Source organism: Flavobacterium sp. 21.1 (genome assembly GCF_057801535.1).
This window is the reverse complement of the sequence record NZ_JBYNXA010000001.1, coordinates 673614-699096: the sequence shown is the minus strand read 5'-3', so window position 1 is coordinate 699096 and position 25483 is coordinate 673614. Positions and strand designations below refer to the sequence as shown.

General features: G+C 41.4%; 14 protein-coding genes. 2 read left to right on the top strand and 12 right to left on the bottom strand.

The window, feature by feature from the left end:
* Window positions 1-27 precede the first annotated feature (27 nt).
* On the top strand, window positions 28-1500 hold the full coding sequence (gene guaB / locus AC3E9U_RS03150) for an IMP dehydrogenase (RefSeq protein ID WP_488745452.1): 1473 nt from the start codon (window positions 28-30) through the stop codon (window positions 1498-1500).
* Between the two features lie 260 nt (window positions 1501-1760).
* Here the strand turns inward: guaB and AC3E9U_RS03145 are convergent, their stop codons facing one another.
* The 8 genes from AC3E9U_RS03145 to AC3E9U_RS03110 form a co-directional block, all read right to left on the bottom strand.
* A complete protein-coding gene (locus AC3E9U_RS03145; protein ID WP_488745451.1) occupies window positions 1761-7043 on the bottom strand; it encodes a DUF8202 domain-containing protein in 5283 nt (1760 codons plus the stop codon).
* A 172-nt stretch (window positions 7044-7215) separates the two neighbouring features.
* Entirely contained in the window at window positions 7216-14664 is a 7449-nt protein-coding gene (locus tag AC3E9U_RS03140; protein WP_488745450.1) for a T9SS type B sorting domain-containing protein, read from the bottom strand.
* 373 nt (window positions 14665-15037) lie between these two features.
* The gene (locus tag AC3E9U_RS03135) at window positions 15038-17296 is read right to left on the bottom strand and encodes a monovalent cation:proton antiporter family protein (protein WP_488745449.1); all 2259 of its coding nucleotides are present in this window, start codon (window positions 17294-17296) and stop codon (window positions 15038-15040) included.
* 125 nt (window positions 17297-17421) lie between these two features.
* Window positions 17422-17955 carry a YybH family protein gene (locus AC3E9U_RS03130; protein ID WP_488745448.1) on the bottom strand — a complete coding sequence of 178 codons (534 nt, stop codon included), beginning with the start codon at window positions 17953-17955 and terminating at the stop codon, window positions 17422-17424.
* A 265-nt stretch (window positions 17956-18220) separates the two neighbouring features.
* Entirely contained in the window at window positions 18221-19564 is a 1344-nt protein-coding gene (gene purB, locus AC3E9U_RS03125) for an adenylosuccinate lyase (RefSeq protein WP_488745447.1), read from the bottom strand.
* A gap of 245 nt (window positions 19565-19809) precedes the next feature.
* Window positions 19810-20493 (bottom strand): SIR2 family NAD-dependent protein deacylase, encoded by a 684-nt coding sequence (locus AC3E9U_RS03120; protein ID WP_488745446.1) that lies wholly within the window; start codon window positions 20491-20493, stop codon window positions 19810-19812.
* 74 nt (window positions 20494-20567) lie between these two features.
* A complete protein-coding gene (locus AC3E9U_RS03115) occupies window positions 20568-21368 on the bottom strand; it encodes an anti-sigma factor (RefSeq protein ID WP_488745445.1) in 801 nt (266 codons plus the stop codon).
* Window positions 21368-21898 (bottom strand): RNA polymerase sigma factor, encoded by a 531-nt coding sequence (locus AC3E9U_RS03110; protein ID WP_488745444.1) that lies wholly within the window; start codon window positions 21896-21898, stop codon window positions 21368-21370. Before AC3E9U_RS03110 ends, AC3E9U_RS03115 begins: the two co-directional genes overlap by 1 nt.
* A gap of 57 nt (window positions 21899-21955) precedes the next feature.
* Here AC3E9U_RS03110 and AC3E9U_RS03105 point away from each other — a divergent pair, with 57 nt between their 5' ends.
* Window positions 21956-22624, top strand: a complete 669-nt coding sequence (locus AC3E9U_RS03105) for a TrmH family RNA methyltransferase (protein WP_488745443.1) — start codon at window positions 21956-21958, stop codon at window positions 22622-22624.
* Window positions 22625-22674: 50 nt separating this feature from the next.
* Here the strand turns inward: AC3E9U_RS03105 and AC3E9U_RS03100 are convergent, their stop codons facing one another.
* From AC3E9U_RS03100 to AC3E9U_RS03085, 4 genes are all read right to left on the bottom strand, one after another.
* A complete protein-coding gene (locus AC3E9U_RS03100) occupies window positions 22675-23079 on the bottom strand; it encodes a lipocalin family protein (protein WP_488745442.1) in 405 nt (134 codons plus the stop codon).
* 26 nt (window positions 23080-23105) lie between these two features.
* Complete coding sequence (locus AC3E9U_RS03095; RefSeq protein WP_488745441.1) at window positions 23106-23996, bottom strand: YARHG domain-containing protein; 891 nt, start codon at window positions 23994-23996, stop codon at window positions 23106-23108.
* Window positions 23993-24559: a DUF2306 domain-containing protein gene (locus AC3E9U_RS03090; RefSeq protein ID WP_488745440.1), complete on the bottom strand. Its 567-nt coding sequence runs from the start codon at window positions 24557-24559 to the stop codon at window positions 23993-23995. Before AC3E9U_RS03090 ends, AC3E9U_RS03095 begins: the two co-directional genes overlap by 4 nt.
* A gap of 88 nt (window positions 24560-24647) precedes the next feature.
* The gene (locus AC3E9U_RS03085) at window positions 24648-25421 is read right to left on the bottom strand and encodes a carboxypeptidase-like regulatory domain-containing protein (protein WP_488745439.1); all 774 of its coding nucleotides are present in this window, start codon (window positions 25419-25421) and stop codon (window positions 24648-24650) included.
* Window positions 25422-25483 lie beyond the last annotated feature (62 nt).

The window sequence follows — 25483 nt, the reverse complement described above, 5'->3', positions numbered from 1 at the left end:
GCATGCAATTTAACTACAAATTGCAACATGAAAGCACATACAGCTAAAATTATCGGTGAAGGTCTAACCTACGATGATGTTCTTCTGGTTCCAAACTATTCCGAAATACTTCCACGCGAAGTAAGTATCAAAACAAAGTTTTCAAAAAACATCACACTTAACGTTCCAATTGTCTCCGCTGCAATGGATACAGTTACCGAAAGTTCTATGGCTATTGCAATGGCTAGAGAAGGCGGTATCGGTGTTTTACATAAAAATATGACGATCGAACAGCAGGCTGCTAAAGTACGCAAAGTAAAACGTGCAGAAAGCGGAATGATCATCGATCCGGTTACTTTACCTTTAACAGCTACAGTTGGTGATGCAAAATTAGCGATGCGTGAATTCGGTATTGGAGGTATTCCTGTAGTAGATAACGATCAGACTTTAAAAGGAATCGTTACCAACCGTGACTTGCGTTTCGAGAAAAACAATACACGTCCCATCACTGAAATAATGACTTCAGAAAGATTGGTTACTGCTCCGGAAGGGACAACTTTAGCGACTGCCGAAGAAATTCTACAGGAAAATAAAATCGAAAAATTACCGGTAGTTAATGCCGACAACAAATTGATCGGTTTAATTACTTTCAGAGATATTACTAAACTTACTCAGAAACCTAACGCAAACAAAGATAAATTCGGACGTTTACGCGTAGCTGCTGCTCTTGGAGTTACAGCCGATGCGGTAGAAAGAGCAACTGCTTTAGTTAATGCCGGAGTAGACGCTGTTATCATCGATACGGCTCACGGTCACACTAAAGGTGTTGTAGATGTTTTAAAAGCGGTAAAAGCTAAATTCCCTGACTTGGATGTAGTGGTTGGTAACATCGCTACTCCGGAAGCAGCTTTGTACTTAGCAGAAAATGGTGCTGATGCGGTGAAAGTCGGAATCGGACCTGGTTCTATCTGTACAACCCGAGTTGTTGCCGGTGTTGGTTTCCCTCAGTTCTCTGCGGTATTGGAAGTAGCTGCTGCTTTACGCGGAACTGGTGTTCCTGTAATTGCTGATGGTGGAATCCGTTACACAGGAGATATTCCTAAGGCTATCGCTGCCGGTGCTGATTGTGTAATGTTAGGTTCATTGTTAGCAGGAACAATGGAATCTCCGGGTGAGACAATCATTTTCGAAGGAAGAAAATTCAAATCCTACCGAGGAATGGGTTCTGTGGAAGCTATGAAGGAAGGTTCTAAAGACCGTTATTTCCAGGATGTGGAAGACGACGTGAAGAAACTGGTTCCGGAAGGAATTGTGGGTCGCGTGCCTTATAAAGGGGAATTAAACGAAAGCATGTTACAGTTCATTGGAGGCCTTCGCGCCGGAATGGGGTATTGTGGTGCCAAAGACATCCAAACGTTGCAGGAAACAGGGCGTTTCGTTAGAATTACGACCAGTGGAATAGGGGAAAGCCACCCACACAATGTAACGATTACTAAAGAAGCTCCGAATTATTCGAGATAATATAAAAGTAAAAGAGAAAGCCTTCAGTCTGACTGGAGGTTTTTTTTTGGAAGCAAAAGGCTTGGGCTTTTTTGTGATCCTTGTTCCTGCTGTCCGCTATATTTTTTTCCGGTGGCTTCGAGAGCCTCAGCCACCGGAAAAAAGATACCGCTCCCATCAGGGCTATGGAGTTGGTCATTTTTCCTTTTGCAATCTTAATTTAAGGTATAAAAAAACCACTCGTTTTGCGAGTGGTTTTTTAGTATTAATTTATCGAATGATTATCGTTTCATCGAGAAGTGGGCTTTGAATAATTTCTCAGCTCCGTTCTCTTTGTACTTAACAGTAAACCAGTAATCCGTAGATGGTAAAACCTGTCCGTTATACGTTCCGTCCCATCCGTTGCCGCTAGGAACAATCTGTTTGATCAGTTTTCCATAACGATCGTAGATAAAGATTTCTGCATTCGGCTGATTCTCACTTAACGACCAGATGTTCCAGGTATCGTTATATCCGTCAGCATTCGGCGTGAAGAAATGCGGATAACCGATGGTGAAGATATGCTCAAGTGTGATGTTCGTACATCCGTTGGCATCCTGAATCGTCACCGTATGCTCACCCGGTAATACATTGATGAAGATATTACTGGTCTGGAAGGCACCTCCGTCCAAACTGTATAAGTAAGATCCGGTTCCTGCTACAGTTACTGTAATCGCCTGAGTATCCTCAAAATAATTAGTAACTACTGCAGTAGCGCTTGTAGCCGGGTTAGTAGCGTTAACAATGATCATGAACACATCCGTACAACCTGTGGTCGAATTCATGATTGAAACGGTATACTGACCTGCCTCCATAGCCATATAAGAACTGCTTGTAGAGATCACGGTGTTCATATTATTGTTGAAATACCATTGGAAATCGTAATCCGTTGCACTTAAACCCGTATCCATGTTATAGCCATAGATTACTGCTCCTGTTGCACTGTCCACACAAATCAATCCGTCAGGAATACTGATTTTCGGTAATGGAAGAACTGTCACAACTACTGTAATAGGATTGCCGGCACAGCCATTATTCATCGGTATGATGGTATAAGTAGCAGTTCCAGGCTGAGTTCCTGTAGCCGTTAAAATCTGATCAATAGCGATTCCCGCTCCCGGAACGATCTCAGAACCGCTTCCGTCAAAAGCACCTGTTACACCATTTTCAACAACAGTCCATGAGATCGATGTTCCCGGCATATTTGGAGTAACGGTGATTCCTGATGAGTTGCCGCTACAGATCGGACTTGGCGTAGAAGGGCTAAATACCTCCGGTGTCGGATTAACCGTTACAGTAACTGTAATTGGTGTTCCCGTACATCCGTTAACCGTTGGCGTAATGGTATAAGTCACAGTACCTTGCGTTAGACCAACCGTAGTTAAGGTCTGACTGATCGAGTTACCAGATCCGGGAACTGCTCCAAATAAATTGGATTGTAAAACAGTCCAATTGAATACCGTTCCAGGAACATTGCTGTTCAACGAGATATTAGTAGTTCCACCGGAACATAAAGTCTGTGAAGTCGGACTTGCCGTAACCGTCGGGTTAGGATAAATCGTCACAGTAACTGTTTTTGGCGTACCCGGACATCCGTTATTGATCGGTATGATCGTATAAATAGCCTGACCGATAGTAGTGCCTGAAACTGTCAGAACCTGATTGATTGAAGAGCCGGTTCCGCTGGAGGCTCCGCTTACGCCGCTGGTCTGAATAACATTCCAATTGAAAGTCGTAGTCGCAACGTTACTTGTCATAGTAATATTTGTTGTACCTCCTGTACAGATATATTGGTCAGTTACATTAACATTCGCAACAGGTACCGGAGTAACAGTAACCGTTACGGTGATCGGCGTACCTGCGCAAGTGCTGGACGATGATGGTGTAATGGTATAAGTAACCGTTCCTGTTGAGGTTCCTGCTGTAAGTACCTGCGAAATTATGTTTCCACTTCCATTAGAGGCTCCTGTTACACCACCTGTTTGGGTATAAGTCCATGAGAATGTAGTATTCGTAACAGTACCTTGCAACTGGATTCCGGTAGATTGTCCTGAACATAATGTTTCAGAAGTTGGTGTAGCTGTCACATTAGGCGTTGGTACCACAGTTACCGTTGCGGAACCGTTTAGAGACTGCACGCAATTTGGTGTTGTTCCCGCAGTTGCACTAACCAGAGTATAAGTTGCGTCCGATGTAAGGTTACCTGTATTTACACTTGCGTTACCTGATGCATCAAGGATAATGGTTTGAACTGCTCCTCCATTAACCGTATATTCAACAGTCGCATTTGCAGTTCCCGAGAATGTTATCGTAGCTGAAGTGTTGCTACATACAGAAGTAGATCCTGAAATAGAAGCAGTCGGCTGCGGAGCAATGTTAATAACAACCGATTGAGATACTATTCCGGTACATCCTGAAGTAGATGTAACATTTGTCAACTGATAAGTAGTTTGTACTGTTAAATTTCCGGTTGTGAAAGTCACAGAGCCTGATGCCGGTAAAACAACACTTGCGGCTGTTCCATTGATTGTATAATTTACGGTAGCATTAGGAGTCCCTGTAATTGTAATATTTGTCGAAGTTCCTCCGCAGATTAAAGACGCTCCGGAAATTGCAATAGTGGAAGTTGGAGTAGGTAATACATCAACTGTAGCCGTTATTTGACATCCGTTACTGTCTGTATAAGTAATTGTCGTTGTTCCAGCAGCTATGCCTGTAACTAATCCTGTGTTGTCAACAGTAGCTACAGTAGTATCGGATGATTGCCATGCGTTTGTTGCAGCCGGCGTTCCTGATCCTGTCAATTGAGTGGTTGCACCCATACAAATTGTAGATGTCCCGGATATCGTAGGTAAAGCATTTGTTGTTACTAATGCCGTTGCCGAACATCCGTTGGTATCTGTATAAGTAATTGTTGCTGTTCCCGGTGATACACTGGTAACAAGTCCAAGGTTATCAATAGTCGCTACAGCAGTATCAGATGAAGTCCACGCATTTGTTGTTGCCGGTGTCCCCGAACCTGTTAATTGCGAGGTAGCTCCCATACAGATTGTCAGCGTCCCAGATATCGTCGGTAAAGGATTAACTGCCACAGACGTGGTTGTTGAACATCCGTTGCTATCAGTATAAGTAATGGTGGCTGATCCCGGAGATACACTTGTAACCAATCCTGTACCGTCAACAGTTGCCACGTTCGTATCAGAAGACTGCCATGGGTTTGTAGTTGCCGGTGTTCCTGAACCTGTTAGTTGGGTGGTTGTTCCCATACAAATCGCCAGAGTTCCGGATATAGTAGGCAAAGCGTTAACTGTCACAGATGCCGTGGTTGAACATCCGTTGTTATCTGTATAGGTAATTGTTGTGCTTCCTGCTGATAAGCTGGTAACCAATCCAGTGCCGTCAACAGTAGCCACTGTAAGATCAGATGACTGCCATGCGTTTGAAGTGGCCGGTGTTCCCGATCCTGTCAATTGGGTAGTTGAAGTGCTACATACCGATAATGTTCCTCCGATTGTAGGCAATGAATTAACTGTAATGGTCATGTTTGAGGTATTAGCGCACTGTCCTGCATTTGGAGTAAAAGTATAAGTCGTTGTAGTTGTATTGTCCAAGGCAGGTGACCATGTTCCAGTAACACCTTCGTTGGAACTGGTTGGCAGTGCTGCTATGGTGTTTCCGGAACAAATAGGAGCTACGGAAGCAAATGTAGGTGTCACAACAGGATTCACAGTAATAGTCATCGTAGTCGGACTTGAGCAAAGGCCTGCCGTTGGAGTAAAAGTATAGGTCGTTGTAGTTGTATTGTCCAAAGCCGGCGACCAGGTTCCAGTTACGCCTTCATTGGATGTCGTAGGCAATGCCGCTAATGTATCTCCGGAACAAATAGGAGCTACAGATGTAAAGGTTGGGGTGGGGCCTGGGTTGATGGTTACCGTGGTATTTAAAACAGTTGGGGTACAGCTTTGTGTTGTTATCGTTACGGAATAAGTACCACTTCCGGCTGCAGTAATTGAAGGGATTGAAGGGTTTTGAGCAGTAGAAGTAAAACCGTTAGGTCCGGTCCATGAATAAGTGGTTGTCGGAGTCATGGTTTCAGCTGTCAAATTCAGGGTGGTTCCTTCACAAATCGGACCGTTATTTGTAATTAGCGTCGGCGTTGCCATTCTTGCTAAAGTAAAATAAGGCATCCCTGCCGGAATATTAATTCCTCTGAATTCTGTACGGGTTCCTGTATTAACCGCTGAACAGGCCGCAACAACGACAGCATTTGAAAAATCGGTACCGTCATCATCAAACAATAAACATAAATTGCCGGTAGTTCCCAAACCTGTAATTTGGGCATTCTCGAATCCGAAAGTGGTTTGCTGGGTAAAATTAGTTGCCTGTGTTTTCCAAACTCGGTTTAATCGTTCCAATACACCAGTAGGTTTAGTGGCTCCGGGATTAAATACTTTTGTTAATCCGTTATTTCCCCATCCTAAGAAAGAAAGGTTGCTGACAAAAACCGCAGTGTTTGTTGCATTTTCCGTCGGTATCGCCCCATTACCTAATGAAATGGTTATAGCTTCACCATTATTTACGCTTATGGATTGTTTTTGAGTTAATCCACTATTATCATCTCTTCCGATAACAGCAATATCATTGTTAAATCCTACATTCGAAGCTTTATTCCATAAGATTGTGAATCCATCGGAAGCAATATAATTGTATGTTCCTGTAGTATTGGTATTTCCGCCACGGGTGATACCATATTTTATAGAAAGATAACTTTCAATTTTATCCATTTCTGCAAGGGTAGGTTTTGCATTGAATAGAATTACTTCGGCTATGGCACTGTTACTGTATTCGGAAGTATTGTTAGCTCCTAAATATAAACCTGTTGAAACTGCAGGATTGTACAAAGGTGCCGAATTATTGGGCGTAGAAGCTTGTACAGAATTCTTTCTCATGGATGCATTTGTGCCACAGCCGTAACTGGCAATCATAGAAGCACTAGTGGCGGGATACTCCGTTGGCGCTCCCCAATCAAAAGTATAACCTGTACCGGAAAGCCCGGTCTGGAACCGGAAATTCGGTTTTAACTGATAACGTCCCGTTGTACCAGAGTAGTAGGTAAATCCACTACCGTTAGGAACTTCCTGCGTGGTAACTATAATAGCGGTTCCATTGTTTCCAAGTAAATCAGGAGAACCGGTTGTTTTAGTCAATTTTGTGCTTGAACTTGTATTGAATTTTATTGTTGGGTTGTAATTGTATTTAAAGGAATTGGTTGCTCCACTTACAAAGGTAGGTCGGTTACCTGCTGTTGCCTGTGTAACACTATAGCCTGCGGCACTACCACCACTCGTAGACCATGTTTGTACGGGACTTCCGGTGATTGTTGTTGGATTGTCAGCCTTTAACCATAATGTTAAATTGGTTGATACTCCTCCTGGGGATTGGGCAAAAGCACTAAATCCTGTCAGTGCAAAGGCCGTAATAGAGAGGATTTTTGAGATTTTGACTTTTAAAATTTTCAATTCCATATTCAATATTCAGATATTAGTTGTGTTCTTTTTTTAGGGGATAATTATTATTTAAGATATGTTGTAAAAAACAATTTATTGTTTGGAAACTAACTTATTGTTACAGGCGAATCGAAGTGCAAAAAAAACCATTCGCTAAGCGAGTGGTTTTTTATTGCAAATCTTTTGATGTTTATCGTTTCATCGAGAAGTGCGCTTTGAATAATTTCTCAGCTCCGTTCTCTTTGTACTTAACAGTAAACCAGTAATCCGTAGATGGTAAAACCTGTCCGTTATACGTTCCGTCCCATCCGTTGCCGCTAGGAACAATCTGTTTGATCAGTTTTCCATAACGATCGTAGATAAAGATTTCTGCATTCGGCTGATTCTCACTTAACGACCAGATGTTCCAGGTATCGTTATACCCGTCACCGTTCGGTGTAAAGAAGTGCGGATAACCAATGGTAAAGATATGCTCAAGGGTGATATTCGTACATCCATTAGCATCCTGAATCGTTACCGTATGTTCACCCGGTAAAACATGGGTGAAGATATTACTGGTCTGGAACGCTCCTCCGTCCAAACTGTATAAGTAAGATCCGGTTCCTGCTACAGTTACAGTGATAGCCTGAGTATCCTCAAAGTAATTTGTAACTACAGCAGTAGCGCTTGTAGCCGGGTTAGTAGCGTTAACAACGATCATGAATACATCCGTACAACCTGTAGTCGCATTCATGATGGAAACAGTGTACTGACCGGCTTCCGTAGCCATGTAAGAACTGCTTGTAGAGATTACGGTATTCATATCATTGTTGAAATACCATTGGAAATCATAATCCGTTGCACTTAAACCTGTATCCATAGTATAGCCATAGATCAGTGCTCCGGTTGTGCCGTCCACACAAATCAATCCGTCAGGAATGCTGATTTTCGGCAATGGGTTCACCACAACAACTACAGTGATAGGGGCTCCTGCACAGCCATTATTCATCGGTATGATGGTATAAGTAGCAGTTCCAGGCTGAGTTCCCGTAGCCGTTAAAATCTGATCAATGGCGATTCCCGCTCCAGGAACGGTCTCAGAACCACTTCCGTCAAAAGCACCGGTTACACCATTTTCAACAACAGTCCATGAAATCGATGTTCCAGGCATATTTGGAGTAACCGTAATACCTGATGAACTATTGCTACAGATAGGCTGCGGCGCAGAAGGACTGAATACCTCCGGTGTCGGGTTAACCGTTACAGTAACTGTGATTGGTGACCCGGTACATCCGTTAACTGTTGGCGTAATGGTATAAGTCACAGTACCTTGCGTTAGACCAACTGTAGTTAAGGTCTGACTGATTGTAGTACCAGTTCCCGGTGCCGCTCCGAATAAGTTCGATTGTACAACAGTCCACGTGAATACAGTTCCCGGAACATTGCTGTTCAATGTGATATTGGTAGTCTCCCCCGAACATAATGTTTGAGAAGTCGGACTTGCCGTAACATTCGGATTAGGATAAACCGTAACCGTCACTGTTTTTGGTGTTCCAGGACATCCGTTATTGATTGGTGTGATGGTATAAACCGCCTGACCGATTGTAGTACCTGAAGCCGTAAGAACCTGATTGATTGAAGAACCCGTTCCGCTTGATGCTCCAGCTACGCCATTGGTCTGAATAACATTCCAGTTAAAAGTCGTAGTCGCTACGTTACTAGTCATGGTAATATTTGTTGTACCACCAGTACAGATAGATTGATCCGTAACATTAACATTTACTAATGGTACCGGAGTCACTGTTACTGTTACCGTAATCGGAGTTCCTGTACAGCTTCCAACAGCAGGGGTGATGGTGTAGGTAACCGTTCCCGGTGAAATTCCCGCTGTAAGTACCTGCGAAATAATATTTCCGCTTCCGTTAGAGGCACCTGTTACACCACCTGTTTGGGTATAAGTCCATGAAAAAGTAGTATTTGGAACAGTACCTTGCAATTGGATTCCGGTAGATTGTCCTGAACATAATGTCTGAGATGTAGGAGTCGCTGCTACTGTAGGTGTCTGCACCACAGTTACTGTTACCGATCCTGATAATGCTTGGACGCAATTAGGTGTAGTTCCTGCGGTTACATCGACCAAAGCATATGTTGTAGTTACTGCTAAATTGCCTGTGTTTATTGTAGTTGTTCCACCAGCGCCAAGGATAACCGACTGATTTGTTCCTCCGTTCACCGTGTATTGAACTGTTGCTCCAGGTGTACCTGTAAACGTTATATTGGCTGATGAATTAAAACAAATTGATGTAGTTCCTGAAATTGAAGCTGTTGGCTGAGGTGCAATATTTACTACCACTGATTGTGATAATGATGATGTACATCCGGAACCTGCAGATACACTTACCAATTGATAAGTTGTCTGAGCTGATAAATTTGCTGTAGCGAAAGTGGTCGTTCCCGAAACTGGTAAATTAACAGAAGCAGGCGTTCCATTAATAGTGTAATTAACTGTAGAACTGGAAGATCCTGTTATAGTTATGGTTGTGGATGATCCTGCGCAAATAGTAGATGGTCCTGAAATAGCTATTGTAGCCGTTGGCGTAGAAAGCACGTTTACAACAGCAGTTGTGGAACATCCGTTGATGTCGATATAAGTAATCGTTGCATTTCCTGCCGCAACACCCGTGATTACTCCTGTAGTACTTACAGTTGCCACTGAAGTATTTGAAGACGACCAAGCATTTGAAGACGCCGGTGTTCCTGAACCTGTTAACTGCGAAGTTGACCCAATGCAAACTGTCAGGTTACCTGAGATTGTTGGTAATGGATTAACAGTAACCGTAGCACTAACCGAACATCCGTTACTGTTTGTATAAGTAATTGTTGTTGTTCCGGCTGATAGAGCTGTAACCAGTCCGCTGCCATTAATAGTTGCCACCGTTGTATTGGATGATTGCCATGCATTTGTTGCTGCAGGTGATACTGAACCCGTCAACTGCGTTGTTGAACCATTACATAAAGATAATGTTCCCCCGATTGTTGGTAATGAGTTCACCGTAATGGTCATTGTACCTGTGTTTGCACATTGTCCGGCAGTCGGTGTGAAGGTGTACGTTGTGGTAGCCGTATTGTTTATCGCTGGTGACCAAGTTCCTGTTATGCCTTCATTTGAAGTTGTCGCTAAAGCTGCTAATGATCCGCCTGCACAAATAGGAGCAACCTGAGTAAACGTAGGGTTTACAACCGGATTCACTGTAATTGTCATAGTAACCGTACTTGAACACTGACCAGCATTCGGCGTAAATGTATAGGTAGTTGTTGCTGTATTGTTCAAAGCCGGCGACCAAACTCCTGTTATTCCATTGTTGGATGTCGTTGGTAATGCCGCTAATGTTTGTCCCGAACAAATTGCTGCAACCTGAGTAAATATAGGTGCAGTATTAGGCGTTACCGTAATGGTCATTGTAGTTGGAAGAACGCATGTTCCAGTACTTGGTGTAAAGGTATACGTAGTTGTAGCTGTATTGTTTATAGCCGGTGACCATGCTCCCGATATTCCTTCGTTGGAAGTCGTAGGTAAAGGTGCCAATGTTCCGCCTGCACAAATAGGGGATACCTGTGTGAAGGTAGGTGTTGTATTAGGAGTTACTGTAATCGTCATTGTAGTCTGACTTGCACATTGACCGGTAGTTGGCGTAAATGTGTATATAGTCGTAGCAGTGTTGTTCAATGCCGGTGACCAGGTTCCTGTAATTCCATTGTTTGAAGTTGTTGGCAAGGCGGATAACGTCGTCCCGGAACAAATTGCCGCAATTTGAGTAAATGTAGGTGTAACCACAGGGTTTACAGTAATGGTCATTGTCGCAGTAGTTGCACATTGACCTGCATTTGGAGTAAATGTGTACGTGGTTGTAGTTGTATTATTCATAGCAGGTGACCAAGTTCCTGATATACCTTCAGCAGAGGTAGTTGGCAATGCTGCTAATGTCGCACCGGAACAAATTGGCGTAACCTGTGTAAATGTTGGTGTTACTATCGGGTTTACGGTGATAGTCATCGTAGTTGTAACTGCACATAGGCCAGGGTTCGGTGTAAAGGTATACGTCGTGGTAGTCGTATTGTTCAAAGCCGGTGACCATGTTCCCGAAATACCTTCGTTGGAAGTTGTTGGCAATGCTGTCAATGTTCCTCCTGCGCAAATTGCCGGAACCTGTGTAAAGGTAGGCGTGGTATTAGGGGTAACTGTAATAGTCATTGTAGCAGTACTTGCACACTGACCTACAGTTGGTGTAAATGTATAGGTAGTAGTAGCTGTATTGTTCAACGCAGGTGACCAGGTTCCTGTTATGCCTTCATTGGAAGTTGTTGGTAATGCTGCTAACGTTCCTCCTGAACATATTGCCGGAACCTGAGTGAACGTAGAAGTCACAATCGGATTCACTGTAATAGTCATAGTTACCGGACCTGAACATTGCCCAGCATTAGGTGTAAATGTGTAGGTCGTAGTTGCTGTATTGTTTAAAGCCGGTGACCAAACCCCAGTGATTCCATTGTTGGATGTTGCTGGTAAAGCAGCTAATGTTTGTCCTGAACATATTGCTGCAACCTGAGTAAATGTAGGTGCGGTATTAGGTGTTACCGTAATGGTCATTGTCGTTGGTACCGCACATGGTCCTGCATTTGGCGTAAAGGTATACGTAGTTGTATTTGTATTGTTCAAAGCCGGTGCCCATGTTCCCGCAATTCCTTCGATAGAAGTTGTCGGTAACGCTGCCAATGTTCCGCCTGAACAAATAGGGGGAACCTGTGTAAACGTAGGAGTTGTATTAGGTGTAACCGTAATTGTCATTGTGGTCGGACTTGCGCATTGTCCCGTAGTTGGTGTAAACGTATAGGTTGTGGTAGCCGTATTATTCAATGCAGGTGACCAGGTTCCTGTTATACCTTCAGCAGATGTTGTCGGTAATGCCGCTAATGATCCTCCTGAACAAATTGCCGGAACCTGAGTGAATGTAGGTGTAGCTCCAGGAGTTATCGTGATAGTCATTGTTGCTGTATTAGCACATTGTCCTGCATTTGGTGTAAATGTATAAGTAGTGGTAGCAACATTATTAATTGCAGGTGACCAAGTTCCTGTTACACCATTGTTAGATGTTGTTGGTAACGCTGGGATAGCTGCCGAAGCACAAACCGCCGGAACCTGAGTAAACGTAGGTACTACGTTTCCATTATTCACATAGGTAACCTGTATCGTTGTGGTACAATATAAAGTTGTCCAACTATAGGTATAAGTACCCGGTACTGAGAAACCACTTATAGTAGTCATATTTGCCGTCGTATTTCCAATAACGGTAGGTGAAGGATTGGAAGCACTGGCAGACCATGTTCCCATTCCGGCAGCCGTAACAGTTGTTACATTTGTGTTACAATCCAAAGTATAAGGAGAAGCAGAAATGATACTGTTGTCTGCTGTGAAGTTGATAGCATCCAAGAAGTTACCGATAGTGGCACCTCCCACACTTGATATGGATTGGAAAATAAATCGGGTAATTGGCTGGCCTGAAGGAACCGTGTAGGAACCGGTATTATAACTCCAAGCTGATGGTGCTGAACCCGTACTAACTCTTCTGATCTCAACATAGGGTCCGCCCGGAGGTCCTGCCAAAAGAGCAACAGTGTCAACACCTTGTCTTCCTTTGTGAGCAAATCCGTAATTAAACACGGTAGTAACCGGTGTCGCGTAATCCTGATAAATTCCGGAAACCTGATTTGCATTTAATTCAACGAACTGTCTTCCGGAATAAGCGGTATGTCCTTCATAATTTGGTGCCGGCCAAAATTCTAACTTATGATCCGTAGCGGTTGTTCTCCATCCCAAAACCGTATAGTCAATAATACTAAAATTTGGAGAAGTACCGGTAATTACAGGATTTTCAAAATCATAATTTACAGTATTAATCATACAGTTTAAGCTACTTCCATTCGTTGGAGGTGTCGGTGTTTTAACGCATACGTTAAACTGAAGATTCAAGTTTGTTGTTACTGCATTGATTGACGCTCTTACTAAATAAACTGTATTAACCTGTAATCCTGTTACTGTTATAGAGTTGTTGAAACTGCAGGCAATCTGATTTAAACTTGCACACGTCCCCGAATACAGTGTTAATGCAATTGGTTGGGGCGTTCCGGTAAAATCGTTAATATCTATAGTCTGCGCTGAATTAATAGCTCTAAATGAGAACCAGATGTCGCCTGAATTACTGGTTCCGCAAGATGTACCACCTTGTGCCGAAACTGTTGATCCCACAAAGGATACGTTTCGTACCTGAGTACACGCATTTGTATTGTTTACAGGAATATCTAACGGCATTGAACACTGATCATATCCAATCAAGGTAGCTGCTGTAGCTGGTCCAAACCATGTACTTGAATCTGTAGGAGAACAAATAGCTCTTACATAAAAATCATACGTAGTAGATGCATTTAAACCATTTAAAACAAATGGCGGCGGACTTGAAACCGCTGTCCCAACCATCCCGACAAAAGGCGCAGGTGATCCTGTTGGTAATGCAATAACTTCCCATTGTGTTTCATTATAACCGGGAGTCCAATTTAAGGTAGCGCTTGTATATCCCATAGAACCTGCGGTTAGGTTTGTTGGGTTTGGACATGTCGGAATGTCTTCAATAATTACATTGTCGATATATAATCTGTTGCCATCGACACCGCCGTTGGGTACATGAAATGCAATGTTTACAGCACCTGTTAATGGGTTGTTTGACGCGTCAACTAAGTTAATGATGCGTTCTACATAAGCAATATTGGTATAGGAGGCCAATGGTAGAATGGTTTGCGTGAAGTTAGCAACAGCATTTCCGGTTGTTGAAAGCATCACTCTAAAATCATTTGGCTCTGTAGCCGACTGAACCTTATAGTGGAATTTTAATCTTTTAGGACGGGTTGTAGAGTTCAAATTGATCTTTGGTGAAATCAACCAGTCATCATTGTTTCCTGCGTTAAGATCAGTGAATAACATCGCTACCTGATTTCCTTCGTATGGCGTTGTAGCATAGTCCATATTCCATGAATCCGCATCTGCGTTACTATTCACCACTGTCCAACATTGCTGGGTGATGGACGAGGAGTTGAAACCTTCTATATAAGGTACCGGAAACATATCACAGCTAGTGTCAATATATCCTGGCCCCGCCCAGGGACTTGATTCACTTGCAGAGCAAACAGCTCTTACATAAAACTCATAATTAGAGACTGGGTCCAATCCGGTTACAGTAAAAGGATTAGTTCCCGCGGCGATAATGGTACTCGATCCTGTAGGAGTCCCATAACCGACATCCTGAACCACGATTTCCCATTGTGTTTCGGTTGAGCCCGGAGTCCACTGCAAGGTAGCGGTGGTTCCCGTTACGCTAACTACTGTTAAAGCAGTTGGCGGAGGACAAACCGGTAAAGCTTTATAACTTGTTGCATCTGCACTGACACGCGCAGCATTAACATTGTTCGGTATCCGAATATCCGTCAAGTTACGTTCACTTTCAGGCAATCCCAAAATGACGTTTCTTGAAGAATCAAAGTTTCCTAATAATCGGGAATAACCCGCCAAAGAAAACATTGACATCAAAAATAACAATGTAATTTTTTTCATAATGAATAATTGGTTGTTTGGTATATTATCTGTAATGTTCCCAAATTTATGTTAATTTACCTGCCAACATTCTGAAACCGATTAACATTCACAAAAATCAAGGTACTTGTGTTTTTTTTTATTTTTTTGTTGTTTTTGTGTAAAAAATTAAAAAAACAATGAGGGTATGTTGACAAAATTGACGTAAAATAAGCATTTTGTTGACATTAAAGAAATTGTGAAATGTTTAAAAAATAGGTTTTTTATTACAATATTTAATTTTATCGGCTTGATATCTAAAAATATTGCTAATCCATATCAGATAATATTAAAAAAGGTGTTCCCAAATTGAGAACACCTTAATTTTTTTAATAACGTATTGATTTGTAGGTGACTATGAAGTTTTTCGAATCTGTCCTTTAGCCAAACTTGACAATAGTTTTTTATCGCCTACAACCCAAAGGATATCACCCTGTTCCAAAATGAGATGGGAATCCGGATTTAGCATACGCCGTCCGTCACGTTCGATTCCTACTACCAGACCGCTGGTTTTTTCCCGTATTTGAGATTCACGGATGCTTTTGCCAATGAATGATTCGTTTTTAAGTTCCAGATGTTGTAATACAATATCACTTTCTTCAACACGTTCCGGCGCTTCAATTTCGTTCTGTTCGAGATACTTCTTGAATTTCTTTACCTGAAAGTCGGTTCCAATGACACAAATTTCGTCACCCGGAAATAACCGTTCATTTCGACTTGGAACATTGATCGTGATTTCCCCTCGCTTAATAAAAGCAATGTTGATCCCGATCTTTTCGCGCATTTGCAGTTCTTTCAGCGTTTTTGCAACTATATTGGACGATGCTGCCACTTCAAAGGTTGCCATGTGTCCGTCCCAAGGCGTCAGATCACGACGGTTTTTCTTTTCTTTGGCAATCTCGCGGTCGTTCAGATTACTCAAAAAGTGTCGCTCTATTTTATGATATCGGGCGTGAAGTTGTTTCGGGAAAATAAAATACGTCACCAGTGCGACAATCAGGGCAACGAAAGCAATCCCGGGTGAAAAGAAGTTATTCAGAATGAATCCCACGAAAAACAGACCAAGAATCATTCTGAAAAAAATTATCAGCACAATCGGTCCGCGTTGTTTTCGCGTTTCAAATAATTCGGTTACTTCTTTAACGGCAATTTTTCGCAAAGAAAGCGCCCATAAGAAAGGGGATACTATAACAAGTGTAATCAATGCACCGGCCGCGTGGCCAAATTTAGACCCCTCAATCAACGGTAATATATAACGTGTTGAGACTACAATGATACCTATAATTATTATGGAGTGTAGAACAATCTGAAAAAGGAAAGCCCGTAAAACGATCTGCCAAGTGCTAACTGTCTTGATTGCTTCTGCGTTTGCGCTGTAATTTTGTATGTTTTTGATCCATTTACGAGGTAGCTTTTTTTCCAATAACAGTGCCAAAGGCGTTCCCAATTTAACCATGTACGGTGTGGTGAAAGTGGTAATGGCTGAAACGGCGACTATGGTCGGATACAGGAAATCACTGGTTACCTTCAGAGACATTCCTAAAGTGGCAATGATGAATGAGAATTCCCCAATTTGCGAAAAACTGACACCCGACTGAACCGCCTGTTTTAACGGTTGCCCCGATAACAGAGAGCCTGCAGTGGAACTTATCGATTGTCCTAAAAGCACTACTAAGGTGAGAATCGCAACCGGTAGTGCATAATTCATCAGCGCTGTCGGATTGATCATCATACCAACCGATACAAAGAAAACCGCGCCGAATAAATCTTTTACCGGTTTAACCAAATGTTCGATATGTTCGGCCTGCGTAGTTTCGGCAATGATGGAACCCATGATGAAAGCACCCAAGGCCGGTGAAAAACCTACATTGGCAGCTAAAGTTACCATAACCAGACATAGGGCAATGGAAAGTATCAGAAGCATTTCATCGGTTAACAGTTTTTTGGCGTGTTTAAGCAAGGTCGGAACAAAGAAAATTCCGCCCACAAACCAGATAGTCAGAAAAAAAACCAATTTTGTAACCGAGTAGAATAATTCCGATCCGGATACCTGCTGACTAACGGCAATGGTTGATAGTAATACCATCATTAAAATAGCCAGAATGTCCTGTACGATGAGCGCTCCGATTACATTTCCTGCAAATTTCTGCGCTTTTACACCCAATTCATCGAAGGCTTTAAGGATGATAGTTGTTGATGAAATCGATAATATAACGCCGAGAAAAAGACAATCCATATTTTTCCATCCCATTAATTGTCCGGCAATAAAGCCCAGAATGACCATGGTTACAATTTGAGTAATTGCAGTAATTGAAGCGGTGCCGCCAACTTTGACCAGCTTCTTAAAACTAAATTCCAAACCTAAACCGAACAGTAAAAAAATCACACCGATCTGCGCCCAAATCTCGACGCTGTGGGTGTCTTTTACAGAAGGGAAAAAATCAAAATGATTACCCGCCAGAAAACCGGCGATAAGGTAGCCCAAAACCAAAGGCTGTTTTATTTTTTTAAACAAAAGAACCGCAATACCCGCAGTCATAAGTATTAACCCCAAATCACTGATTAAGGGTGGAATATGAGAGGTGGCGGATGGCGCGGCAAGGGTTAAGAGCATGGGCGTATAATTATTTTATGGTTTGAATGAAAAGAAGTGTAAAATAATAAAAAAAGCCCATATTTTCAATTTTTTTTATTGAAATAGGGCTTTTTAGAAGCATTTCTGCGAATATTTTAAAAACGTTATTTTTTGGCTGCAGCAGGCGGTGGCGGCATTGGTGGCATATCGCTGTTCCAAATTTCAGTCACAATTTTCCATGAATCGCCAACTTTTCTCCAGGTACAAACGAATTTCCCTTTGTCCGCAACATTTCCTTTTCCGTCTCCAATCGAATATTTTCCGATTTCAACCAGATTGTCTTCCGTGCCGGAAAGTGATACGGCCTCAATTTTGAAATCGGTCATTTTCATGTCCATCGGATGCATCATGAATTTTTTGATTTCCGCTGTTCCGGATTTAGCTTCCATGTTCGGAGGAAATACTTTCGAATTGTCATCATACCGCGCCATTAGACCGATACTGTCGTTTGCCATCATAGCCTTGCAGAATTCGGCATTACTGGCGTCTATCGCGGCACGAGCCGATTCCGGATTAAAGGAAGCTTCTGCTTTAGGAGCTTCTTCCGGTGATTTGTCCTTCATTTTGTCACAACCTATGATAACCACAAGGGTCGCAAGTAAAAGAAGGTAAAGAAAGAGTAAATTTTTTCTCAACATGATCTTAGGTTTTTAGGTTATTATTTAAAAAATTAGTTTAAAAATTTTTAGCGGGAGAATAAAGATAGAACCTTTTGTTTTTCGCCATCATTTTAATCTTTGAACGATATGAAAATCTCGTTAAAATGATTTTTGTGGTTTTTGAACTTTGAAATTGCGGATACAATGTTTTGAAAATTATGAACTTTGGAAATCGGCCAAAAAAAAATCCGTAACTGATTTTAGTTACGGACTTTTAAAACCTTTCGGTCTGTATGTTGCACTTTTAGATTCCTAAGTAATTACTAGGTGTAATCCTCATCAATTCCGATTTAATATCCTCAGAAACATTTAAAGTTCCGATGAAATTATGAATCGCTTCTTTATTGATTACCGTGTTTGTTCTGGTTAGTTCTTTCAAAGCTTCGTACGGATTCGGATACGCTTCACGACGTAAAATCGTTTGGATCGCTTCTGCTACAACTGCCCAGTTTTTCTCTAAATCTTCTGCGAATTTATCTTCGTTTAAAAGTAATTTGTTCAAACCTTTCAAAGTAGCTTCAAAAGCGATGATAGTGTGTCCCATCGGTACGCCGATATTACGTAAAACGGTACTGTCGGTTAAGTCACGCTGTAATCTGGAAACAGGTAGTTTTGCCGATAAATGTTCGAAAATAGCATTGGCAATTCCTAAGTTACCTTCCGAGTTTTCAAAATCAATCGGGTTTACTTTATGAGGCATAGCTGATGAACCGATTTCACCTGCTTTGATTTTCTGTTTGAAATAATCCATGGAAACATACGTCCAGATATCTCTGTCCAAATCAATCAAGATCGTATTGATACGTTTCAATGCATCAAAAAACGCAGCGAAATGGTCATAATGTTCAATTTGTGTTGTAGGGAAAGAATGGTGTAATCCTAAAATATCTTCCACAAATTCATTTCCGAATTTTTTCCAGTCGTTGTTTGGATAAGCCACAGCATGCGCATTGTAATTTCCGGTAGCGCCACCGAACTTAGCAGCAAACGGTACGTTGAACAACAAACGCATCTGCTCTTCCAAACGCTCTACGAAAACGTTGATTTCTTTACCTAAACGGGTAGGGGAAGCCGGCTGTCCGTGCGTACGGGCTAACATCGGAATATCTTTCCATTCGATGCTTAATTCTTTCAGTTTTGAAATTACGCTGATTAAGCTTGGCATGTATACTTTTTCGAACGCTTCTTTAGTAGAAAGAGGAATCGCTGTATTGTTTATGTCCTGAGAAGTCAATCCGAAGTGGATGAACTCTTTGTATTGCTGTAATCCTAACTTGTCAAACGCCGCTTTGATGAAATATTCAACAGCTTTCACATCGTGATTGGTGGTCTTTTCAGTTTCTTTGATCCAAAGCGCATCTTCTGTTGAGAAGTTTTCATACATTTTACGTAACTCAGGATACAAGTTTTTATCCACGCCTGAAAGTTGCGGTAAAGGCAATTCACAAAGCGCAATAAAATATTCCACCTCCACCAAAACACGGTAGCGGATTAAAGCTTCTTCAGAAAAATATTGGGATAACGAAACGGTTTTATTTCTATAACGACCATCAATTGGTGAAATAGCGTTCAATTCAGTTAGTTGCATCTTTTTGTATGTTGTTTTTACGAAAGGGCAAAGATAATTTTTTTAAGGCACAAGGCAAAAGGGAGAGGGGAAAAGTTATCAGGGTAAAAAGACGAAGAAAGAAAATAGGTTTGGACCAAGAGTAAGAAGAAAGAGACGAGAAGTAAGAGACAAGAAATAAGAGACAAGAAATAAGAGAGGTAGGTCGTTAGGATTACAACTGTTTGGTTTTCTTCCGCATTATCCGCAATCCTTGGTTCTTCTCCCTATCTCAACTGATTTTTTATAAAATTCATTCCCTCACTCGCAGTCATTGGTAATATCTCCAACGGATTCGGAAGATCGTAAATCGTGGCAGGTTTTAAATCGATATAGTAAACCGGAACATATTGTTTGGCGAAATTCATTAATCCGGCGGCAGGGTATACCTGTAATGAGGTTCCGATGACTATAAGAACGTCGGCGGTTTCTACAATATCAATGGCTTCGTCCATCGCGTTCACTGCTTCTCCAAACCATACGATGTGGGGACGGAGCTGATGTCCGAATTGGTCAGTATCGCCTAAATTTAAATCGGTTTTCCAGTCGAGGAGGTGGTTTTCGTTGTGGATACTGCGCACTTTTAGCAACTCACCGTGAAGGTGGAGCACCTTGGTGCTTCCGGCGCGTTCATGGAGATCGTCTACGTTTTGAGTGATAACGTGAACGTCGAACAAGTTTTCCAGTTCGGCGATGATTTCATGTCCGCGGTTCGGTCGCACTTCGAAAAGTTGTGCGCGGCGTTTGTTATAGAAGTCCAAAACCAGTTCCGGATTCTTGTTCCATCCTATGGGAGAGGCTACTTCCATAATGTCGTGGCCTTCCCAAAGTCCGTCGGCATCACGAAAGGTTTTAATGCCGCTTTCGGCACTCATGCCGGCGCCGGACAGGATTACAAGTTTCTTCTTCATCTCTAAAAGTTTAAGGTACAAAAAGCGGTTGAATAGTTCCGTTTCGATAGCTGTAGGGGAAGACGCTCTAAATATTACATTTTTCCTAAAGCGTACAGTTGTTCCATGGTTGGCATTGCGCTTCCGCCTTCCGGTTCCAGAGTGATTCCAAAGGCCTCAGCATCAACCGTGCTTTCCACCTGGTATATTTTTGTGGTGTCAGCGGTCATTTGATTTAGTATGCCGATGCTGGTCGGTGTTAACGGATCCATTTTTAGGGACCAAACCTGATAAACCATTCCCTGAGGAGGTCTGGGTAATCCCTGCACGTCGACGTAAACAGCTTGTGTGGCTTTGTTCCAATAGATTTTTGCCATTGCTCCTGGCATCGCGGGTTGCCCTTCTAAGGTTACTACCCTGTTGTTTTTATCGCGGATGATCTTTAAAAGGTTTTCGGTGGTTTTGTTTTTGCTTTCCAGCGTTGTGATGGTCTTTTGCATCCCCTTGAACTCGGAATTGTTTTTTTCAATTTCCGTATTGATAATTCCGTTCATCTGGTCGTTCATCTGCAGGTACATGAAAGCAGCGCCCAAGAGAATTACTACTGCGGCAGCCCAGCCTATATACTGCGACCAGTTGGTTTTTGATTTCGTCTGAACTTCTTCCGTGCTATCACCTAATAACTCATGACGGATTTTATCGTAGGTTTCGGAGGAGATGTTAGGTGCAACACTTTGCGAAAGATTGACCACCGCGTGTTCAATGGCTGCGATCTCAGTTCGCATCGCGGGATTGTCTGCGGCCATTTGCTGTACGTCACGGGCTTCTTCTTCTGAAAGTTTTCCAAAAACATAAAGCTCCAAAATGCCGCTCTCTATATATTCTTTACTGTTCATTAGGCTTTCAAAAGATTTCTTAATTCGTTTATGCAGTTTCGGTTTTGTGTTTTCACGGTGCCCAGTGGAATTTCAAGTTCATCGGAAGCTTCCTGTTGGGTATACCCTTTAAAAAACAACAGATCAATCAACTGTATGCATTTAGGTTTTAATTTTTTGACAAATTCATGAACACCAATCGCATCAATCTTATTGGTTACTTTGGCCGGATCGTCAAGTATATGTACGAAATTATCAGCCGACAGGTTTTTCTGCTGATTGTTAAAATCTTTGGAGCGTAATTTATCGATGGCATTATTGCGTGCGATATTGAGAATCCAGGTGTAAAAACGACCTTTGCTTTCGTTGTAGCTATCGATATTTTTCCAGATTTTCACAAATGTCTCCTGCAATACGTCTTCCGCTTCTTCCTTATCTCTTATCAGACTGAATATTACGCCAAAAAGACTCCTGGCGTACATATCGTACAAAAGGGTAAAAGCTTTATTGTCTTTTTTATAAATTAGCGGCAATAATTCGTCTTGAGTCATACGTAAGAATTAACTCCGACTAATTTACTAAACAATATTCAAAATTCAGTGTTTTTAATGGAAAACCTTTTATCAGACCCCGATTATCTGAATTATCTGGAAGAATTTATCACGCCAAACCGGAAAGAAGGCTTTTTGAAAGTCTTACAAAACCGAACCAAACATTTTACGGTTGCTTTGGAAGATGTTTATCAGTTACACAATACGAGTGCAGTAATGCGAAGTTGTGAAGTTTTCGGAATACAGGAGCTGAATGTCGTAGAGCAACGTTACGGGAAAAAAATTGATAAGGAAATCGCAATGGGTGCTGAAAAATGGGTAGACATTCATCGTTTCAGTAATAATCAGGATTGTATTGATAACCTAAAGGCGAGGGGTTACCAGCTTATTGCCACCACGCCACACGAAAACGACTGTATGCTGGAAGAATTTGATATTAGGAAACCTTCTGCGATTTTTTTCGGTACGGAACGACTTGGATTATCCGAAGAAGTGCTGCAACAGGCTGACGGTTTTCTGAAAATTCCGATGGTAGGTTTTACCGAGAGTCTGAACATATCGGTTTCAGCAGCGATTATTCTGCAGCATATTTCCACGCGCCTTCGTCATTCAGATGTTGAATGGCAGTTAACAGATGCAGAATTGCTGGAAAAGCGCATCGATTGGACTCGAAAATCGATTAAGGATATTGATTTTATTACGCAAAAGTATTTGGAGCGGGTTTAGCTGGCAGTGTTCAGTGATCCGTTTGCTCAAAGGCAGTGCAAAAAGGGTTTTTACAATTTTGGTTTTGGTTTAGAGAATAAACTTGTTCTTTTCAACACCAATCTATTTTTTGTAAGTTTTATGATTCTCTTGCTCTGAAGGAAATATTGAGTTTTTAAAATTAGAATTGAATCCGATTTGATCTCCCAGGTTCCTTTTGACGTTTCGTATTTAAATTCGCTTGCAGAGGTTTCATATTTTATGGTTTCTGAATAGGTTCCATCTTTTGAAAATTCAAAGCATTCACAATTTTCCGGTAACTTTTTTTGAGCTTTATAAATCAATGTGTCATTTATTCTGCTTTCTAAAACCCAAATTTTTTCCAAAGAAATCTTATTATTTTCTTTAATGTTGATAAAAGAAAAAGATATAAAGGCAAATAGAATAAGACAGAAGTAGTTTTGTATTCCCGCCATTTTGGTAAAATTTTTAAAAAAAGAAATTAACGCCCGAATGAATCATAATTGTCTTCAGCATATTTTTCAAACCGTTCTAACAGCACTATGTTTTTCTTTTCAATAGCTGTAAGTTTGCCTGAAACATTATCAGAAACAGGGATATACCAATCGACAGGATCGAAAAACTGGCGGTAACTTTTCTTTTTGAAAGAATAGCCATGTCGTGCAAAGATGGTGTTTCGCAGTATTTCAAGTTCTAATTTTTTCAGGTTTTTGACGTCTTCTTCAGCCAGTAATTTTGTGGAAGAATTAATGGTGAAAATAACATCGGAAGCGGCTCTGTATAATTCGGTGTATTCCACTACTTCTTCTCCCTCAATTTCCAATGTGTCTGCTGCAGTACTGTCCACTTTCCTGCTGTACATATCAAAATACATATTGTCCTCGGGAAGCATAGCTTCGGGTTTGTATTCGAAGTTCTGTTTTACGAGTTTGAAAGTGCGTTTTGTGACAACGGCATTTTTGTCATAAGCTGCCCATTCCCCCGAAAGTGTATCGCTTTTGATGTTAAAGGTGAAAATGCCATCACCTTTTTGGTCTCCCGGTTCTTTTAAAACGAAATGACGGTCGCCGTAGCTATCAATGGTCATAGTTCCTGAAATCGGTCTCATATTTCCGGCCACGATATTTATACCGGTGACAGCTTCACCCTGTATTCTTTTGATGATGATATTGATTTTGTTTGAATAAACATAATCGTCGTTTTCCGTATTATCACGGTGTTCCGAAACAATAAAATCACCCACCCAGTTTCCGTAAAGAAATTTGTAGGGTTCTTTTTCTATTTTTTCATTCGAAGCGGTAAATTTAGCTCCTTCATTTTTGCAGGAAACCAAAAAGAGAAGAGTAAGGGTAAGTACGATGATTTTTTTCATGATTTGAATTTTTTGTACAGATATAATTCAATGATAATGATATTGGGAATCCAACCCAGCCAAGCTATGATCTGATAGGTGTCCATAGGAGCGGGGTGGAACAAATATACAAGAATTACCTTCCAAAAACGCAGGGTTATGGCAGAGAATGTCAAAGCAAAACTCCGATTCATGTATTTCTGGTGTTCCGGAATATTTTTGTTTTTAATGGAGGTAAACGCTTTGAATGTAAACCAAAACCAGAGAAGGGAAAGTGTTATGAATGCTATTTTGGAATACAGCCCACCATTCGCAAAACAAGCAATGAAAAGCCCTGAGGGTGCTGCAAACAAAAGAATAATTGCGACATAAAGACTTCCGATTTTGCGATGCAGTTGTTTGTTTCTTTTCAGAATCCGATCATTAAACTGCGTGAATCCTGATACTAGAGCAAAAATGGAGGAGAAAACATGAATGTAAAAAATAGGCAAATAGGCTTCAACCTGATTTACTTCTGTCTGCTTGATGTTTAGAAAACCTGCTGCTGAATTTGCGGGAATATATTTCAGCGTTATCTCGATCATCAGAAGGAAGAAAATGCCAAAAATCAGTTGCCACCAAAGAGTTTTATGTCGGAATAGCCAAGAGATCAATAGTAATTGTAATAAATGGCTACTGTTTTTTCTTCAACAACTTGTAATCTTCGTAACAGCCTTTGATAGCGTCCATGATCTGAAGGTCGTTTGCTGTTTCGATAAATGCATCTGAATAATTACAGCCTTTCAGGATTTCCTTGATTTCTTTTTTCTCGATACCTAGAATAGCGGAAACGGTTTCGCGATCGTACTTTGAAGCCAGCACGTTACGGATGGTTTCGTCTTTTTTGAACTCGCGGAGTTTTTTCATCTCTTTAGATTTTTTACCGAATACATTATAAAGCGCGTCGGCCGGATTGGAAAGCGAACCCATTACTTTGTTGATCTGTGATGCGGCACTTCCCCCGGATTCATATCCGTAATTTAACCCGGAAATGCTGTAACGCTGTGCGTCGTTAAGTGCAATAAGTTTGGTGTCTACTTCTATGTATCCTGTAAGTAAGTATCTTGGAATAAACATTTCTTCAAGCGCATAGGCTTTCTCGGTCAGTTTTACTTTGAAACCGGTTTTGTTTTTAACCCAGTCGGCAGAAACACGGATTTTAATCGATTGGAAACCGATATAAGAAAAGTGAAGGGTATCGTTGACTTTTGCTTCAATTTCAAATTCCCCGCGACCGTTGGTTGTAGTTCCTTTTACGGTATTGAGGTTGATAACGTTTACGTCGCTTTTAGGCAGCAAATTAGCCTCATTGACCACTACGCCCGATATTTTGGTATATTCTCCGTCCTGTGCAAATGAGGAAAGAGAGGTAAGGAAAAACAATAAAAAAACTACAAAATACTTCATACTGAATTTAGAAAGGTCTAAATGTACTCGTTATTTTGTAGTTTTTGATTTTTATTTAAAGA

What these genes read in the sequence shown, in the direction of transcription:
- AC3E9U_RS03135 (WP_488745449.1), bottom strand. Translation starts at nt 17,296, where the DNA reads ATGCTCTTAACCCTTGCCGCGCCATCCGCCACCTCTCATATTCCACCC.
- AC3E9U_RS03095 (WP_488745441.1), bottom strand. Translation starts at nt 23,996, where the DNA reads ATGAAAAAAATCATCGTACTTACCCTTACTCTTCTCTTTTTGGTTTCC.
- AC3E9U_RS03140 (WP_488745450.1), bottom strand. Translation starts at nt 14,664, where the DNA reads ATGAAAAAAATTACATTGTTATTTTTGATGTCAATGTTTTCTTTGGCG.
- AC3E9U_RS03100 (WP_488745442.1), bottom strand. Translation starts at nt 23,079, where the DNA reads ATGGCGGGAATACAAAACTACTTCTGTCTTATTCTATTTGCCTTTATA.
- AC3E9U_RS03130 (WP_488745448.1), bottom strand. Translation starts at nt 17,955, where the DNA reads ATGTTGAGAAAAAATTTACTCTTTCTTTACCTTCTTTTACTTGCGACC.
- AC3E9U_RS03120 (WP_488745446.1), bottom strand. Translation starts at nt 20,493, where the DNA reads ATGAAGAAGAAACTTGTAATCCTGTCCGGCGCCGGCATGAGTGCCGAA.
- AC3E9U_RS03090 (WP_488745440.1), bottom strand. Translation starts at nt 24,559, where the DNA reads ATGATCGAGATAACGCTGAAATATATTCCCGCAAATTCAGCAGCAGGT.
- purB (WP_488745447.1), bottom strand. Translation starts at nt 19,564, where the DNA reads ATGCAACTAACTGAATTGAACGCTATTTCACCAATTGATGGTCGTTAT.
- AC3E9U_RS03105 (WP_488745443.1), top strand. Translation starts at nt 21,956, where the DNA reads ATGGAAAACCTTTTATCAGACCCCGATTATCTGAATTATCTGGAAGAA.
- AC3E9U_RS03085 (WP_488745439.1), bottom strand. Translation starts at nt 25,421, where the DNA reads ATGAAGTATTTTGTAGTTTTTTTATTGTTTTTCCTTACCTCTCTTTCC.
- AC3E9U_RS03110 (WP_488745444.1), bottom strand. Translation starts at nt 21,898, where the DNA reads ATGACTCAAGACGAATTATTGCCGCTAATTTATAAAAAAGACAATAAA.
- AC3E9U_RS03145 (WP_488745451.1), bottom strand. Translation starts at nt 7,043, where the DNA reads ATGGAATTGAAAATTTTAAAAGTCAAAATCTCAAAAATCCTCTCTATT.
- guaB (WP_488745452.1), top strand. Translation starts at nt 28, where the DNA reads ATGAAAGCACATACAGCTAAAATTATCGGTGAAGGTCTAACCTACGAT.
- AC3E9U_RS03115 (WP_488745445.1), bottom strand. Translation starts at nt 21,368, where the DNA reads ATGAACAGTAAAGAATATATAGAGAGCGGCATTTTGGAGCTTTATGTT.